The sequence below is a fragment of the Nostoc sp. genome (assembly GCF_036917615.1).
Classification (GTDB): Bacteria; Cyanobacteriota; Cyanobacteriia; order Cyanobacteriales; family Nostocaceae; genus Nostoc.
The window spans coordinates 185,242-202,032 of record NZ_JBALCZ010000031.1 but is presented as its reverse complement, the minus strand read 5'-3'; the positions used below and the strand labels follow the sequence as shown (position 1 = coordinate 202,032).

15 protein-coding genes are annotated in these 16,791 nt (G+C 41.3%); 5 read left to right on the top strand and 10 right to left on the bottom strand.

From position 1 onward, the window contains the following. Positions 1-121: 121 nt before the first annotated feature. Positions 122-304, bottom strand: a complete 183-nt coding sequence (locus V7K85_RS12220) for a hypothetical protein (protein ID WP_334813921.1) — start codon at positions 302-304, stop codon at positions 122-124. 397 nt (positions 305-701) lie between these two features. Between V7K85_RS12220 and V7K85_RS12215 the strand changes: the two genes are divergently transcribed. After that, positions 702-1,916: a glycosyltransferase family A protein gene (locus V7K85_RS12215; RefSeq protein WP_334813919.1), complete on the top strand. Its 1,215-nt coding sequence runs from the start codon at positions 702-704 to the stop codon at positions 1,914-1,916. A 101-nt stretch (positions 1,917-2,017) separates the two neighbouring features. On the opposite strand, the gene V7K85_RS12210 is transcribed toward V7K85_RS12215, so the two are convergent. From V7K85_RS12210 to V7K85_RS12185, 6 genes are all read right to left on the bottom strand, one after another. Next, positions 2,018-2,608, bottom strand: coding sequence for a class I SAM-dependent DNA methyltransferase (locus V7K85_RS12210; RefSeq protein WP_334813917.1), 591 nt, complete (start codon positions 2,606-2,608; stop codon positions 2,018-2,020). Further along, complete coding sequence (locus V7K85_RS12205) at positions 2,605-3,354, bottom strand: PIG-L deacetylase family protein (RefSeq protein WP_334813915.1); 750 nt, start codon at positions 3,352-3,354, stop codon at positions 2,605-2,607. Before V7K85_RS12205 ends, V7K85_RS12210 begins: the two co-directional genes overlap by 4 nt. Continuing rightward, positions 3,344-4,468 (bottom strand): acyl-CoA dehydrogenase family protein, encoded by a 1,125-nt coding sequence (locus tag V7K85_RS12200; protein ID WP_334814018.1) that lies wholly within the window; start codon positions 4,466-4,468, stop codon positions 3,344-3,346. The genes V7K85_RS12205 and V7K85_RS12200 overlap by 11 nt, the downstream gene beginning before the upstream one ends. A gap of 547 nt (positions 4,469-5,015) precedes the next feature. Continuing rightward, the gene (locus tag V7K85_RS12195; protein ID WP_334813913.1) at positions 5,016-5,165 is read right to left on the bottom strand and encodes a hypothetical protein; all 150 of its coding nucleotides are present in this window, start codon (positions 5,163-5,165) and stop codon (positions 5,016-5,018) included. A gap of 296 nt (positions 5,166-5,461) precedes the next feature. Then, positions 5,462-7,882 carry an arylsulfatase gene (locus tag V7K85_RS12190; RefSeq protein WP_334813912.1) on the bottom strand — a complete coding sequence of 807 codons (2,421 nt, stop codon included), beginning with the start codon at positions 7,880-7,882 and terminating at the stop codon, positions 5,462-5,464. An 895-nt stretch (positions 7,883-8,777) separates the two neighbouring features. Then, positions 8,778-8,966, bottom strand: a complete 189-nt coding sequence (locus V7K85_RS12185; RefSeq protein ID WP_334813910.1) for a hypothetical protein — start codon at positions 8,964-8,966, stop codon at positions 8,778-8,780. 622 nt (positions 8,967-9,588) lie between these two features. Here V7K85_RS12185 and V7K85_RS12180 point away from each other — a divergent pair. The 3 genes from V7K85_RS12180 to V7K85_RS12170 all read left to right on the top strand — a co-directional run bounded on the left by V7K85_RS12180 (position 9,589) and on the right by V7K85_RS12170 (position 13,223). Next, a complete protein-coding gene (locus V7K85_RS12180) occupies positions 9,589-11,421 on the top strand; it encodes an iron uptake porin (protein WP_334813908.1) in 1,833 nt (610 codons plus the stop codon). Between the two features lie 676 nt (positions 11,422-12,097). Next, complete coding sequence (locus tag V7K85_RS12175; protein WP_334813906.1) at positions 12,098-12,574, top strand: hypothetical protein; 477 nt, start codon at positions 12,098-12,100, stop codon at positions 12,572-12,574. A gap of 160 nt (positions 12,575-12,734) precedes the next feature. Then, positions 12,735-13,223, top strand: a complete 489-nt coding sequence (locus V7K85_RS12170; protein ID WP_334813904.1) for a TIGR00725 family protein — start codon at positions 12,735-12,737, stop codon at positions 13,221-13,223. Between the two features lie 234 nt (positions 13,224-13,457). Here the strand turns inward: V7K85_RS12170 and V7K85_RS12165 are convergent, their stop codons facing one another. Together V7K85_RS12165 and V7K85_RS12160 are read right to left on the bottom strand one after the other, a co-directional pair. After that, positions 13,458-13,673, bottom strand: a complete 216-nt coding sequence (locus V7K85_RS12165; RefSeq protein WP_334813902.1) for a hypothetical protein — start codon at positions 13,671-13,673, stop codon at positions 13,458-13,460. Between the two features lie 108 nt (positions 13,674-13,781). Further along, positions 13,782-14,414, bottom strand: a complete 633-nt coding sequence (locus V7K85_RS12160) for a DUF1003 domain-containing protein (RefSeq protein WP_334813900.1) — start codon at positions 14,412-14,414, stop codon at positions 13,782-13,784. Between the two features lie 171 nt (positions 14,415-14,585). Here V7K85_RS12160 and V7K85_RS12155 point away from each other — a divergent pair, with 171 nt between their 5' ends. Next, on the top strand, positions 14,586-14,795 hold the full coding sequence (locus V7K85_RS12155) for a hypothetical protein (RefSeq protein ID WP_334813898.1): 210 nt from the start codon (positions 14,586-14,588) through the stop codon (positions 14,793-14,795). A gap of 128 nt (positions 14,796-14,923) precedes the next feature. On the opposite strand, the gene V7K85_RS12150 is transcribed toward V7K85_RS12155, so the two are convergent. Beyond that, positions 14,924-16,597 carry an alpha/beta hydrolase gene (locus tag V7K85_RS12150; protein ID WP_334813896.1) on the bottom strand — a complete coding sequence of 558 codons (1,674 nt, stop codon included), beginning with the start codon at positions 16,595-16,597 and terminating at the stop codon, positions 14,924-14,926. Positions 16,598-16,791: the final 194 nt, after the last annotated feature.

The window sequence follows — 16,791 nt, the reverse complement described above, 5'->3', positions numbered from 1 at the left end:
TCACAAGTGCGATCGCAATCAGTAACCGTTTGTGACGAGAGGCATCAACTAGCGCGTCCGTTGGCGTTTATGCTAGAACTCCAGCAATACTAGTGGTTAATAAAGCAATACCTATTTGAACTTAATTCCAATGACGATCTGTAGTTAAGAAAATTGCCAAGTCAGGTTTAAAAACATCTCGCACATCGCCCAAGGAAAGGTTGAGCCAGATATAAACTATCAAAAGATGTGCTTTTAAAATCACCCTTTGAATGTTTATAACCACCAAAAAGCAGGTTATTAATCTTGATTGAAGTTTTTGCATAAATCTGCTTTGGTCTTGTTTAATTACTTTTAATAACAAACATTAATAATTTGTAATAACAGTCGTCTACTTCTTAAGACTGATTTTAACTAAAACAATTAAATAAAATATATTATTTCAAAAATAAATGATTTAAGTATGATTTAATAGTTTGAAGTTTGACATTAGTAAAAAATCTCTAAGGACTATGCGCTGATTAGTAAAGCTTTTAGTGAGAGCAGACAGACGGTAGTCTTTGATAGCTTGTGTTCGGAGAGTTTTAATCAGCACTAATCATACTGTAGGTAGATTCCAAGTAAATGAGAGAAAATCCAAAATAATATTACAAATAGTAATAATTTCTGATTGTAGATGAATATACTGTGTCGCTGTTCCCGGAGATGGGAAAATGGTTTTTATGGAAAGTAAGCGCTTGCTCTTCGTTGCTGACTTTCCATCTGTACAACTCGATAAAGACTTTTCTCAAACTTTAGTCCAAAAACCACCGTCACCGTATTGTGAAGTTTGTGTAATTGTCCCTGTTCGCAATGAAGCTCAGACCTTGACAGGAACCCTTACTGCTCTGATACATCAGGTTGATCTGGAAGGAAAGCTTTTAGATCCCAGACGCTACGAAATAATTTTGTTGGCAAATAATTGTAGTGATGATTCAGCAGCTATAGCCCGGAGTTTTGCTGAACAACATCCAGATATAGCACTGCATGTAGTGGAAAAAACTCTGCCACCTGCACAAGCCTATATTGGTCGAGTGCGTCAGATTTTGATGGATGAAGCATACCGCCGTTTGTCTAGTTTAGGACGCACAAGGGGGGTAATTGCTTCAACTGATGGAGACTCGCAGGTAAGCCCAACTTGGATTGCTGCCAACCTGTACGAAATTAGCTGTGGTGCTGATGCTGTCGGTGGGCGAATTCTCACCGATCCCACCGAGCGCTCTAACCTAGACCCCTACACCAGAGCTTGCTATCTGCGCGATGTAGGCTACCGTTACTTAATTACAGAATTAGAAACTTACCTCGACCCCGACCCTTATGACAGTTTTCCTCGGCACTATTATCATAATGGGGCAAGTCTGGCCGTAACGGCGGAAATGTATGCACTGGCAGGAGGCTTGCCACCTGTGCGGACTCCCGAAGATGTAGCGTTTTATCGTGCTTTAGTGCGAGTGAACGCTCGTTTTCGCCACAGTCCGTTAGTGCGAGTAATAACTTCGTCAAGACAAATTGGACGCACTAGCAATGGTATGGCTAACCAGTTGAATGAGTGGGCAGAAATGGGACGGCAACAGCAATCATTTGTAGTCGAGCCAGCAGCAGCTATCGAAACTCGTTTTATTGCACGTCGCCAATTACGAGTGATGTGGTGTTGCGCTCTCAATGGCTATCAGCCAAGTCATCCCAGTGTCGCGTCTTTGGCAGAGATGCTGGGAGTTTCAGCCCAATGGCTTGTCCAGAAATTAACGCAACCTTATACCTTTGGTGAGTTGTTTGAACTAATCGAAGAACGCCAGCAGAAAGAAGGAACTTGGGCTTCACGCTGGAAATACGTGGAAATTGAACAAGCAATTGGGGATTTGCGCTTGCGTCTTGAGAGTTTGCGTCAGTATCAGTAATTGCTAAGGGGAAGCATTACCCTACTTTAGGGTAACGCTTCCAAAGCGGTTTCTTCTAAAAGGTAAAACTAAACACCAAAAAATCAGGCTCATTTAATTTTTCAGACTCGCTCGAATAAATCAAGTCGATATTCTTCCTCCCGTTGACCTTTTAAATGCCGCAGTTTATTTGGGGTCAACTCAAAAAACGAGTTATGAACTTCATCCCCACTCAACGGATAATCACGCGCATAGAGTGTCCAATGAACTAAGAGTAGATGTCCTCCTGGTTCCAAATGTTCCAGGATGCACTGCTGTGCTTTTTTCAGGTCTTGCCAGCTCCAGTAATAGCCAACTTCCGAAATCACGGTTAAATCAAACATTTCATCAGGATATTGCTCTGGGACAGGCATAATCTGGAACTTGACATTGGAGAGATGCTGACAGCGCTCTATTGCTTTAGACTGCGCCAGTTTTGATACATCAACCGAGAGCAGTGAGTCACAACCCTTTTGCAGCTTCTCAGTTAAAACCCCAATGGAACCACCGATTTCAAAGGCAGACCGATAGCGCTCTTTGGGTAAAGCTGCGATTGTGGCAGCATATTTGTTAGCTTCGTAAACGCTTGTTTCAAACTTCCACGGATCGGGGTTTTCGCTGTATATTTGATCAAAGTAACTGGGTGGTAAGGAGTCGGATTGTAACGGGTTCATCGGTTTTCCTCTATATAAACTTCCCAAGGACGAGTAAAGTTGGCTAACATTTCGGCACTCAGGCGAAAGCCTTCTGGATCATCGTCAATTAAGTCTGTAATTTGGGAACGATAAGCAGCTATCGCTTGCTGTTTTAACTCCACCACCGCGCTAATATTCAACCGCCAGGTTGTCACCTCAAGAGATGCTGGCAGACTTCCCCGTTGCTCTGAATCCCAATCCCAAATAGGATACTCAATCAATCGCGGGGATAAGTGCAAATCATCCAGCGCTGCTTTGATTAACTTCCACGTCGCTCGGTGGTCTGCATGAGGGTCATATCGCCACGGTAAAAAGATAATTTTTGGGGCGATTTCTGTGATGTAAGCACGACAACTAGCCACTGCACTTTCATACTGTGTTGCAATTGACCCATCCTGCATTCTCCAGAAGGTGACAGCACTAGCCTCTACACTCAACAATTTCAATGCTGATAGCGTTTCCGCTTCCCGCAGAGCCAGGAGTCTATCTGCGGGATATTTCAGGGAACGAGGGTGTGAAAGAGTACCATCACTGATGACTAAAACTTGCACATGACAATTTAAAGACCGTAATAAAGCGATCGCACCCCCACAACCTAACGTCTCATCATCAGGATGGGGTGCGACGATTAGTGCTGAACTACAAGCGATCTCATTAATTGAACGCCAGGGCAAAACACTAGGATTGCTTAGTGGTAATCCAATCAAGCCAGATTTATTCATCATTCCAAAGCAGATAAGCCGGATTGGTTTCATGCAAGACATACTGCCCGACATTTGCCAAGGCCGCATCAAAAGCAGGTTGACGCAGATACAGAGTCAAATCTCGGATGATGCGTTCCATCGGATTTGGTGGTAGTAAGCCACGAGTCCCAACAGAACGTTCGCACAAATTCATCACATCAATGCAAATTTGTTCAATTGCTGTCCTCACCATGTTTGCATAGGCGACGAGTTGGTCTGCTTGCGGGTGGTTAACTGTGGGATCGCCACCAAACACAGGCGCATAGGCTGCTACCTGATCCGCAGCCCCCCGTAGCCAGAGATTACCACTTTCAATAGCGATCGCCATTCTGCCCAGCCGTTCTTTTTGATATGGATCATTTGTGTATTCCAACTTCTGGAGATACTGGCGAGTCAGGTTAAACAGTGCTTCTGCCCCACCTAGTTGCACAGCGGCAAACCGAATCACCCCAACAGACAACCAGGGCTGTCGATGGTAATCTCCTGGCTGGCCGATTAAAGCGCTTCGATCCAACTCTACACCGCTAAAATCCACTTTATAACTAGCAGTAGCTCGCATCCCACAAGGTTGCCACCAAGCCGGGTCACTAACCGTTGTAACTTCGTCCATCGGCACAATGCATATTTGCCAACCGCCGTCTGGTAATACTCCATTAACGAAAGGACGTTCAACATAGCCTGCACCAGTACAAAACGTCTTAGAACCTTCCAGGCGATAACGTCCATTCTCCAAAGGAATTACCTTGACACCATCTGAGGCTTCGGCATTCCAAACGCCATATATTTTATGATGTTCACGAGCGTCACGAGCGTAGCTTGTGATTTGTTCTACAGTACCAAAGGTCTGAATCAGTTGCAGGGCGTTGATATGTCCTTCATAAATTCGACCAACTGCCAGATTGCCATGCCCCATCTGCTTTAATAGCATCAGAAGCTCATAGGTAACATTAGCATCAATTCCTGCACCCCATCCGCCTAATTCTTTCGCCAATGGTGCAGTCAACAACCCAGCCTTAGCAATTAGCTCAAACTCATGCTTAGGAAAAGCACCATTGTAATCTATTGCAGTGGCATTGTTTGCACAATAATCAGCAATTTCCGTTGCACGTTTGAGATCCAGAGCAATGTTGGAATCATGCCATTTTGGAATGACGATATTCTTTGATAATTGGATGCTAATAGCTGACTCCTTTCGTTAATATTTTTTTTATATTTGTTAATAATAATGAAATTAAGTCGATTAATACCTCTATCTTTTGTGTGATTATATACTCAATAAAAAGGGAGAAAATTAAAATACCTTTAAGAGGATGTTTAACTGTCCCTTCGCTTATTTCGAGCTGACCTTTCTTTCCTACTGATCACAGAATTGGTGTTTCAGGCTTTCCCAGAATAGCGTCACCAAACAGCCCATCGTAGACATCGCCTACACCGGGCGGATACGCCATCGCCACTTAGTAGTTCATTTAAACTATATAATCCCAAATAATACCATGTCCGGCTGATTAGTTGTGATTACAAGCAAAGCGTGGCAATCTCCAAACTCTTGTGATTGCTTGATTCCACTTCTCTACGAGATGCTCCGCGAACGTTACATACCCTACGGGAAGGCTTACGCCAACGCAATCACATATCGTAAGTGATTAGGCGGACATGATATAAAAAGGGAGATGAAAAATTGTCTTTTCCACATCCCCAGAACGACAGAAGTGATAGGCAGCCACGCGATCGCGGATTTGGGTTAAACGTGCCGCGATCGCACTTTTACCCGATGTTTGAGCATAATTACTCAATTATCTCATGCCAGAAACTTTTTTCACTTACCTGTTTGCCAACCGCTATATGCGCCCGTGATAGCTTGTTTCAGGAAAAAGGTCGTTTTTTTGCGTCTCCCCTACTGGTAAGCTAAAACACATCTAATTTGCATATTTCGATTTCATCAAAATCTTGTGGGGTGGGCTGAAAAGCCCGCCCTAATTATGCAACTTAAATACCGATTAGCTTAGGCACAAAGGCGCGAAACAAAAAGATATTTATCCAATAGACGCCATGAATGAAGTTGATAACGAAGCATAAAAATACCTCTTCTTTACCCCTGTTCGGCATCAGGTGGGGGTGAACCCGGTATGTATTTGACTTGCTCGATCGCACCAGTGTATTTAAACACCCCATATTTTTTGTAGAGATCCCATGACACGGGACTACGAGCATCTTTACCGATGTCCAATCCTTCATAGGGAAAGCCACCAAACGTTAGCCCCAGTTTCCCTGCCGCAACTTGCTGCCCGTTGACGGAGAGTCTTCCAGACCCCTGGCGCTTGCCCAGTGCATCGTAATTCAAATCGATGTTAAGTTGACCTGGCTGTACCGGGACTGCGGGAAACTTAATCGACTGACCATAGTTATTGTGTTCGTAGAACAGCTTGCCATCCTCAATATAGAAGATATAACCAACTTCCTGTCCACCGTGGGCCAGAATCACCCCGCGATCGCCTGCTTTATACTGAGCCTTCACCTGGATCGTATAATCGCGATCGCTCACCAAGGGCAAAATGTCCGGTTCCAGTACCAACTCACCTCTATGGAATGTCTTTGGTTTCACTTTCTCCTTAATATAAGGCGGCACTCCTCCATGTTGCGGGGATTCTAACAGGGGATAAACTTGATACTTGAATGCTGCCGCATCAAAGGCTGCTGCCAGTTTTTTGACTTTCTCTGGATACTGGTTTGCCACATTGTTGCTTTCGGAGTAATCTTTGTTGAGGTTGTACAACTGCCACTCGGAGTCAATAAATGGTTTCCCAGTCTGATGTTCGGTGACAGCATACCAACCATCTTTGTAATACCCTCTATTGCCTGAATTCTCATAGTATTGTTCAGTTCTTTGAGAGGGCGTATTGGGATTATTCAAGAGATAGGCAAAGCTGATACCTTCTAGAGGTTTCGTGGGTTTGCCATTAAACCTGTCAGGATGCTTGATGCCTGTCAATTCTAGGAGGGTAGGTGTAATGTCTGTGATGTGCGTAAATTGTGTCCGGGTAGCACCCAAATCTTTGATTTTTGCTGGATAGGAAACAATCAATGGATTCCGTCTACCGCCCCCAAGAGTAAAGAACTTGTACAGCTTCAGGGGTGTATTGGAAACGGTTGCCCAGCCAATAGGATAGTGAGGCGCAGTCTGAGGACTACCAATCAACTCGAACCGACTGATATCCAAGGCTTTATCGTCTGGTAAACCGGAGTAATGTCGGGCTACATTCGTCGTGCCATTTGCCCCACCTTCTCCAGAACCCCCATTATCAGAAGCAACAATGATAATTGTGTTGTTGAGTTGCCCAGTGGACTCTAGATACTGATAGAGTTTGCCAAAGTTTTGATCCAGGTTATCAACGAAGGCTGCATAGGCTTCCTGGTAACGAGCAAATAGCTTTTTATCCTCAGCCGATAGTGTACTCCAAGCTTTAACGCCTGGATTTGGGGGTGGTAGTTGAGTGTCGGCAGGAATTAGCTTTGATGCAAGTTGCTTCTGATACCGTTGTTGGCGTAGCACGTCCCAGCCGACATCATACTTGCCTTTGTATTTGGCAAGGTCTGCTGGATGAATATTAAACGGTGAGTGAACAGCATTGTTGGCAAAATACAAGAAAAATGGCTTGTCTTTTGACTTGGTTTTTGCTTGTTTGAGCAATGCGATCGCTTTTTCTGTCCAGTAATCGGTAGTGAGGAAATTCTCAGGATAGCGATCGATTGAAATCGGCGTATTGTCTTCGTAGAGAATATGGGGTGTCTGGGGATGTTCTAATCCATCTAAGAAGCCAAAGAAATGTTCAAACCCCCGTTGTAACGGCCAGGAATTTAATGAAGCGGTAGCGGTGCGATCGTAAGTTTGAGTCAAATGCCACTTACCTGTCAGCAGGGTAGAATAGCCATTGCTACGTAAAATTTCTGCCAGAGTCACAACATTGCTCTGAATTTCACCCGCATAACCGGGAAAACCAGGGTTTCCCTCAGCAACCCAACCGACACCCGCAGAGTGGGCATTTAATCCCGTCAATAAAGATGCTCTTGTGGGAGAACAAAGCTGATGCGTTGTGAAGTTGTTAAACCGCAGTCCGTTAGCTGCCAATTTATCAATATTTGGTGTACTGATTTCTGAACCGTAGGGGCCTAAATCCGAAAACCCCAAATCGTCAATTAGGAAAACAACAATGTTGGGGGCCCCTTTTGGTGCTGTGGTGGTACGGGATGAAGCCAGAGATTTGTTGACTAAAACCGATGGAGGCTGTGGAGTCCACCAGGGCGTTGATTCTGCCAAAGTTCTGCCGATTTTGCCTTGAAATCCAGCATAGGCTTGCTCCCTTGCATTGCCTGGGTTCTGAGCTAAACTGCTGGCGATCGTTGTGCCAGTAACTAGCAAGATGCTAAAGACAACCAGTGCTAACCAAGCAGTGGGTGAAACAAGTTTTTGCTTGACTTTTTGAATGAATGATGGATTTCGTTTTCTGTTCAACAGACCTACCTCCTTACAAGCGATAGTAGTTAAGCCAGCACATCATCTGCACTGGATAATCTGAAAAATGCACTCATATTCCTGCTGATAAATTGGGGAACCACACCCACATTGTTTACTTCGGGAGTGTAGGGTGGAATTACTTTTCCTGTTGTACACAATGCAAACAGTACATCAGTTTTTTTGATGGTAATATCTTCCCCTTAACAGAAGGTTCATAGTACAAATACAAATAAATGCAAATATCATACTATATATCTATCGAATTATCGTAGTATTAAATTAAGTAAAAGCAGGATACCCGATTTAGACCTCGTAAAGGTACTCCCACCCAAAAGCAAATATTGAGTTTGGGCGATCGCTTTTGCGTGGGGACAAAATGCCCTGAAATGACTAGAGGATAAAGAATATGGCAATTAATGGTAAAACAAAAAGAGGATTTATTCGCAACAAGCCTGAGGCATTGGCAGTTACGATGGCAGCAAAGATGGTGTTTTAGTCAGAAGACATTGATTAGAAAAGGCAGGTAATCAGTAATCCTGCCTTACTTAGGACAATAATCATTGTTCTATTTAATATTGCACTTTATCTTGACACAGCTATGAACAAGTAATGTCAAAACTGTGACAACATTACTTGATTGTACACAAAGTATTGATGAGAAAAGATAGGGAGTACCTGTCTTGTATAGTTTATATTGTGTTCATAATTATACATAACACATGATTTTGACAAACCTATTACATAATTGTGTCAAAAATCTGAATGTGATTGTCAGTAAAGAGGATTGTACTGATGGGAGGGACAACCAGAGCGGGTGCATCTAAATTAGTCTTGATCAAAACCAAGGTTAGGCACTTACCAGTAATAAAATGCCTTGGTCGCAACAATAGCCTCATGCGACCATTTTTCTTTCCTTCGGGACGGATGGCGCAAAACAATAGCCTTTATGATCAGTTTTCAGTTCTTCCCCACAGGCTTGGTTTTCTGTACTCAAGTAACATAGCAGTATGACTTGACCCTTCTGAGCCTGTTTCTGTGATGCGATCGCAGGCTGTGGATCAGGTGTACCAAAAAGCTGCAAACAATGCGACTATTGTGCAACCATCGGCTAAACCGCCTCTGACGACTCTGGGCAAACAATGCTTGTAAATTGGGAGTAAAGCATTAGTCTACTAGCAAATCTTGAATTAAAATTTACTGTCTTAGAGTAGGAATACTTGCATTTTCCAAATCTCTATGCAAAGATAGGTTGGCACAAAATACTATAATTCTATCGACTTACAGTATTTTAATAAAATTAATAGTATTTTTAGTTATTTGAATGACTGCAAATCATGATATATAGCTATGTCAATTTGCTCATAAATAACTAGAATACAAATTAAGTTTTAGTCATTGAAATAACCAATGATGAACTTCGTGTGCCATAACCAATAAAACAGGATGTCAGATAAGCAGCATCATAAACAAAATGTTTCAAGTCTTCTCGAATGAGTTCAAAAATCAGAACTTATGCAAGTTTCTGGATTTCATCTTCAATCACTGTATGACTGGTTTTAGAACCTAAAATTTCAGTTATTTGGCCAATTAAATCATTGCTATTTATCTAATTCGCATTTTAGCAGAAGTATTGTAAAAACTATTTCTGCGGCTTTTTATATTCAATTTGTAGTCAGTTATTTCGCTTTTAAGGTTGAGGAGTTATGTCGATTGTTCGCTGGGATTCTAGATTTACATTCTGCTTACTTTTTTTGCTAGATATTTCAATTATCTTAGTTATTAATCCTGCAAAAAGTCAGGCTAATATACCTGAATCTACTGGATCTCTCACTTCATCTAGTGATACCACCCCTGTTTCTGCTCCTGGCCAGTTGCCTGTATTTGTTCCTAATCGCAACAATTCTGTGGTAGAACAAGTTACGCCTATTTCACAATTACTCTCACCTGTACCTAAACGATTACCTAATCTTAAGACTACCGATCCCACAGTGAGCAGTGATCAAGTGGGATCTTCAAATGACAATGGAGTGATGAACCAGGTAAATTCTGTTTCACAGTTATCAGATATCAAACCTACTGACTGGGCGTTTCAAGCCTTGCAATCTTTAGTGGAACGGTATGGTGTGATTGCAGGCTACCCTAACCAAACCTTTCAGGGTAATCGGGCAATGACTCGTTACGAGTTTGCAGCCGGACTAAATGCAGCGCTGGCTCGAATCAATGAGTTGGTGAGTGCGGGAACCAGTGATTTGCTGAGAAAAGAAGATTTAGAAACATTGCAAAAGCTCCAAAATCAATTTGCACCAGAACTGGCTGAACTACGGGGAAAACTGGATTCGTTGGAAGCACGAACAGCAACTCTTCAAGCACAGCAGTTTTCTACCACAACTAAACTCGTTGGTGAAGTTGAGACTGTGATTGGAGGAATTGTGGCAGGCAATAACGTCGTCACCAAGCAACCCGCACCCCACAACTTCACATTTCAAGATCGGGTTGTTTTGCGCTTAAACACCAGTTTCACCGGTACAGATCAACTGCGGATAGCACTCACAGGAGGAAATATTACCGCTTCCGGAGGAACAAGAAGTGGAACACTTAGAACTAATGATGGCAAAACTTCTGATTACGCCAGTCCACTTTTTCCCAACAATCAATTTTTCCTCTCTGGCCTTCGCTATCGTTTTTTAGCTGGTAGTAATACTGCAATTAATGTTTTTGCTCAGTCTGATGGAGCCTTTGAACTAGGCTTGAGTGGAACCATCAACCCGTATTTTGAAGGGTCAGCAGCTAATGGGATCTCACGATATTCGCGGCGAAATATGGTCTATGACTACGGAGATACCGGAGCCGGAATTGCCATCCTCCATGACTTTAGTAAACAATTTCAATTAGGGTTGGAGTACACCTCGATTAACGGTAACAATCCTACAGACAATAATGGGTTATTTGCAGGCAGGTATGTAGCTCTAGGACAATTACTATACAATAGCCCCAAGAATAATTTCCGGCTGGCTTTGACTTACGCCAATACTTATAGTCCACCAAACACTACAGGTCAAAGTGGCACAAACTTCGGCCCAGTCATCGGCAGTAACTTAGCAAACAGCACTGTGGCTGGAAGAGCAACTTTAGCGAATACTTACGGTGTAGAAGCGTTTTATCGGATTAATCCATCTGTGGCATTAAATGGATGGGTAGGTTATTCCGCGCACCGTTACTTAGGGAGCGGTGATGCAGAAGTCTGGGACTGGGGTGCCGGACTATCATTTCCCGATTTATTCCACAAAGGTAGTTTGGGAGGTATTTTTGTGGGTATGGAGCCAAAGTTGACTACTCTGAGTAAGAACATCGATTTAGGAGCGGGCGCTGGTCAAGTAGACAAAGATACCTCCTTACATATTGAGGGCTTTTACCAATATCAACTTAATGACAATATTGCAATCACGCCCGGTGTAATATGGATTACTTCACCTGACTTTAATGCTGACAATCCTGATAGTGTAGTTGCTTGGCTCCGCACTACCTTCAGGTTTTAACCTCAAAAAACTAGTAACTCAAGTTGCGGGTTATCAAATTATGCGCTTGGTAACTGCCAATTCAGGCGATGCCTGCGTTTCTTGCTAGCCTACGCAGAAGACAAGTTGACGGTCGTAATCAAGCACCGCGACTCAGACTCCAGCAAAAGTACAAATCTTAAATCAAGCTACAGTATAATCATCGCAGTGGTGGCAGCATTCGTCTCCAAATTGCTGCCAAACTACAAAATACTCGGCCAGCACAGAGTCAGCAGCATGATTAAATTGCTTGACCAAAATAAAAGCAGGAGCCACAAGATACTACTAATTAACCTGGAGTTCGGTTGATAGAAAGCCGCTCGCCGTCTTGGTCATTGGTCAATAGTCATTAGTATTACTGAACTTTTAGGGATTAGATATAACTACTAATGACTTCGATTTCCCCCCGGCTTCAAGCCGGGGGATGAGTTAAGGTTTCCCCTTCTTTTTTGCTACCCCAACTCACATAAGCCGTAAAACACAATCAATAATTATTTCATATTGACTTAACGTACTTATGACAAACTTATAACAAAAGTATGAACAGACATTTTTACAGAACAGGCTGTTTAAAATCAAGAAATAAAGGAAACTTATCCAGATGCATATTGGTCATTAAATTTTGGCAATCAAACTCACAAATGAGGAAGTTTTTTATATGAATCGACTTTTTTCTAAGAGCTTATTGGGGTTAGCAGGTATATCGTTTTTGCTTTGTTCGTTTCAATCAGCAATGGCACTTATACCTAATAACGTTGCTGTTATCCTCAATAGTGGCTCTACAAATACGATTGGTTACCGCATTTACGTATCACAATCTGGAGAAGTTAATTATGTTGATGGCAAAGGGTCTAATCAAGGTAAATTATCCGAAAAATTGACGGAAAAGTTTTTCCGCGACCTGAAAGTTGGTGAACCTTTATCTAACTTGCCAGTTAGAGGTTGTGTCAAATCTGTTTCTTTTGGTACAAGTACTATCATTAGGTTAGCTGGTCAGCAGTCGCAAGACATTAGCTGTCCTGGCAATGCTAAAGCTCAACGCTTAGATAATGACGTTATTGCAATTACCAAAGCTTTAAACGTAGTTAATATTCCTAGGAGTCAAGGAAAAGCACTGCCACCCGAGAACTTTTAGGCAGTCTTAACAGACCACTCGTAAGGGCACAACATTGCTGTGCCCCTACCATGTGTTGCATCCAAACGAGAATTGCTATATAAGTTGGAAGAAGACACACAAAAGAATCCCTATAACATTCTGCTCCTCAGCCCCTGAAACCGCTATAATTTGAAATTTTATGAGAAAAATTATTATTGGAGTGATGGGCAGGGGAGAAAATGCGACAGGAAATGATTTGCAGAATGCTTATACACTAGGTCAACTGATTGCCAAACAAGGATGGATTTTACTCACTGGCGGTAGAAATGTAGGTGTAATGGATGCAGTAAGTAAAGGTGCAAAATCTGCTCAGGGTTTAACTATTGGGATTCTTCCCAGTGATGATCAAGATGGTATTTCCTCATCAGTGGATATTGCTATTCTCACAGACATGGGGAATGCTAGAAATAATATTAATGTTCTCACCAGTGATGTGGTAATTGCCTGCGGTATGGGTGCAGGAACTGCTTCAGAAATTGCCCTAGCTTTGAAAGGAAATAAGCAAGTAATTTTGTTGACTAACGATGAAGAAAGCAAAGTTTTCTTCAAGAAGCTGTCGCCAGAAAATGTTTATATTGTGGAGAGTGTGGATCAGGCGATCGCTACCGCCAAAACAATCTTATACTAATTCGTAATTTGTGAGGTAATCACTGCACTTGGGGGTCTTGGGGTTTTCCTAAATGCAGTAACTGCCTGTCTTCGTAGTGGTAGTAACTGTCTGTAGTATTTTTACTAAATTTCCAGTATTAGGAAACGACCATCGGTTATAGGGTAAAGCTATAGAGCTTTTGTCAATAAATAATAGTACTTAAAATTATCCGAAAAATTGGGCTAGTCAACAGAATTTTGCTCTCGCTTCATGTCAAAGTTCAGCTTTTTGAAAACTAAATATTTCTGCCATTTTGGCTGCTGACTGCTTGAAGAAAACACAGTGTTCTTCATCGCAGGCTTGCCGGATATATGCGGCAATGGCGTCGTCGCTAACTACGTCTGCACCAAGAGTTACTTCCTCACCTAGAAATTCATCAAATGTACCAGAATCAGCCAATTGACATGGAACTTTGATTCCTTCAAGCATTGCAGATCACTCTCGTGCTAGAGGTAGTTTGCCTAAATAACTGGCGGTTCAGAGGGGTTCGCTGAATGCAAACTGACACTGCTACGGCTCTGTGGGTTGAGTACTTTATTACTCCTGAGTTAATGTTTTTTGCTGCGATAAATTTGCTAACTCTGATGCTAAGGTCTCTTCTAATACATCTACAATTGCGTGCGGGTCAGTAGGGTATTTCATCGTTTCAGCCTCTGGATCAGAGCGATTTTTGACATTGGGAATATCCTGGCGTAATTCCTCAACCAAACCGATGAGTTTAGCGATTTTCTGCTCACAAAGCAGGTTGAGTTGAAGACTAAGCTGCGCCCGTTGCTCTGCTAACTTCTCTTGTCGCTCTTGTTTAATCAACACCCCTGTTGTTACTAACAATGAACCCGTGGTCAGTGAAAATTGTAACCAAGGAAATGGAACAGGATCAAATCTTGGTATGCCTAAACGTCGTGGTAAAACATTGGGTGTTACCCACAGAATAATCCCAAGCAGGATACTATATAGGAATACTGGACGAGCAAAAAAGGCGGTTACCGTTTCTACAGTCCGTTGGTGTTGAGGTACGTCTTTTTCGTAACGTCTATGCAGCGCAATGATAGTTTCAATGTTTTGACTAATAGATTCCGGTAATGGGGCAGTGGGCAGAATGTTTTGGCGATGTGTTTCGCACGATACTTGCGGTGAATCTTTTGGATTTGATTTATCGTTAGTTTGCATTAGTAGTCTTTCTTGATCAATGATTCTTCCAATTTATTAACTCAAGTTTTAACAGCTGATCTATAGTTTGAGGCCAAATAAATAAATAAAAGTACCTACAGATAGATTTTATGATACGAGTATTGCTACTGAAATCAAAGGAAATTTTTTGAATTAGTTAAATCCTGAAATTTGAAATGTATTGAGCCAAAAATCTTGCATGAGGGCGACAGTTCTGCACTGCCCGTTCCCAATTTTGAAAAATGGTCGCATAACGGTATTGTTTCGAGGTCTGCATCGCCGCCTATAGGTATGGAAAAGCTAAAGATGGCTGGGGTACTTGAGGGAAATCCAGAAGTCGTTGAAAAATACTTTTATGAAGCTTATGGCAACAGTCATTGAGAATAACTTTAGAAGTTTCCACGCTTACAGAGCTTAATTGAATACAATTTTAGTAGATTTTCAGAATCCCAGTTTATCTGAGAAACTAGGATTCTTATTTATCACGAATTATTTAGGAATGCTTAAGTCTAATCTTGAGTCTTTTGTTGATAAATTTGCGGTGCAAGAATGACTTGAATTTGCTTTTCTTGGCATTTTTGAGAAAAAGCACGAATTTGAGCTTCCTCGTCTCCCTCAATTGACAAAGATTTCAAAAACCCCTGAAATCCTAAAAAAGCTAATTCGTAGATAGCTTTTTGACTAAAGCTACCTTCAAAATAGCCACTATGGGTATCAACACCTTGAGGATCTGTATTGTTAATAGACTTCCGAATAAATGCCACAGTTAGTAAAATATAATTCACAAAATTTATCGCTGGCTTTTGTAGTGCAGAACTAACAATTCCTATCTGAGTACTCTGATCATCTTTATAATCTGTACAGTCAAAATATGTAAATAAATCTGCGGGTTGTACCTCGTTATCGGAAATTTCAGTTATCTCATCAAGTCTTCTATGTTCGCTACTAGAAGAACGAATTTCTAAATATTTATAAGGGTTATCGAGTGTGTAATCTTTTTCGGAGTCTTGTTTGTGTAAATTAACAACTCCATATCTGGGTGTGTGACCAACTGAATCATTTTTATTGTTGAAATGCTTAACTGTTATATTACCAAGTCTGTAGCCACTAATCCGAGTTCGCGCTGGGAAACTAAAGTAATTTGCGGCAGTGGAGGTAAATCGTAACGCTAAGTCTCCCTCATTACAAAAAATATAAGATTCTTCGCACCGACGTAAAGAAGAACGAAGAAAATTAGCTCGTCCTGGCAAAATAGTTTCTACAGGAATATCAGGTGCAACTAGCACAAGTCTGCCTAAGCAAAATACATTACCAATATTTGAATCCGGTTTTTTCTTAATAGATTCAACGTCAAAAACATCAGAAAGGATACGAATTACATCTGTAACGACAAAGCAACCCATACTATGACTAATAAATGACAATTTAATGCGTTTATTGGGGGGTAATTTTACATTAAAATCAAGCTGTCTAATCAATTCAACTAAATCTGTTACACCATAATTATTCGCTCTATAAGTATCACGAAAATAATTAGAGATTCGGAGAACAATTAATGTAAAAACAATTGAAGATACAATCCCAGATAAAATTAACAATACTGTGAAAAAGTGAACAGCACTATTACTCAAAATATTTAGGAATAACAAAACTATGGCAGACCATATACTAATTGTTAGTCCCAGAACTAAATTGATAGCTAGTAAAGTTGGCAGAGAATACAGTGCGTTGATTAACTTTTGCCCAAAGGAACCAGACTCATCTGTTTTTATGGGATTTTCAGCAGGCCATCTATATCCTATAAAAATATACTTATTTGGTTGCTGAATATGTGTATTAACATATTCATAAATCTTTTTGCAGCCTACCTCTGTATCAGATGGTGTAGAACTATATCCATGAATATTTATAATAATTTCTGGTTCTAGGCTTGATTGCAAACTTTTACAAATTTTCTCAATCATGGCTGAAGGTTCAGCTTGTCCCTCATTGATATTAAAAAAGTTTTGATTAACAAGTTTTGATGAAGACTTGTTAGAATTATTTTCTTCTGTTTCAACATTGAGTTTGGCAGTACTAACTACTAAATAACCAGATATTTTTTCCTGGTTATTTTTGTTAAATTCGTAAATTTGATACGGTTGATTGTCTAGCAAATTCTTGTTATCAGGAGAGTTGACCATGTCTATTTTCCTTTAGAACTTAGGTTAAGTATATCGCGCTCACTATCCTTTAAACTTCTATAACGGTGAGGGGTGGAAGGAATGCGATCCCCCACCACCGCAGTGCCTACTTGCAATCGCTTTTTATTTGTGTCGGGGAAGCTTGCTACTGAAAACAGCTTTAGTTTTTCGATTCATTGTTGAGTGTTTAAAAA

What these genes read in the sequence shown, in the direction of transcription:
- V7K85_RS12220 (WP_334813921.1), bottom strand. Translation starts at nt 304, where the DNA reads ATGCAAAAACTTCAATCAAGATTAATAACCTGCTTTTTGGTGGTTATA.
- V7K85_RS12215 (WP_334813919.1), top strand. Translation starts at nt 702, where the DNA reads ATGGAAAGTAAGCGCTTGCTCTTCGTTGCTGACTTTCCATCTGTACAA.
- V7K85_RS12210 (WP_334813917.1), bottom strand. Translation starts at nt 2,608, where the DNA reads ATGAACCCGTTACAATCCGACTCCTTACCACCCAGTTACTTTGATCAA.
- V7K85_RS12205 (WP_334813915.1), bottom strand. Translation starts at nt 3,354, where the DNA reads ATGATGAATAAATCTGGCTTGATTGGATTACCACTAAGCAATCCTAGT.
- V7K85_RS12180 (WP_334813908.1), top strand. Translation starts at nt 9,589, where the DNA reads ATGTCGATTGTTCGCTGGGATTCTAGATTTACATTCTGCTTACTTTTT.
- V7K85_RS12175 (WP_334813906.1), top strand. Translation starts at nt 12,098, where the DNA reads ATGAATCGACTTTTTTCTAAGAGCTTATTGGGGTTAGCAGGTATATCG.
- V7K85_RS12170 (WP_334813904.1), top strand. Translation starts at nt 12,735, where the DNA reads ATGAGAAAAATTATTATTGGAGTGATGGGCAGGGGAGAAAATGCGACA.
- V7K85_RS12165 (WP_334813902.1), bottom strand. Translation starts at nt 13,673, where the DNA reads ATGCTTGAAGGAATCAAAGTTCCATGTCAATTGGCTGATTCTGGTACA.
- V7K85_RS12160 (WP_334813900.1), bottom strand. Translation starts at nt 14,414, where the DNA reads ATGCAAACTAACGATAAATCAAATCCAAAAGATTCACCGCAAGTATCG.
- V7K85_RS12150 (WP_334813896.1), bottom strand. Translation starts at nt 16,597, where the DNA reads ATGGTCAACTCTCCTGATAACAAGAATTTGCTAGACAATCAACCGTAT.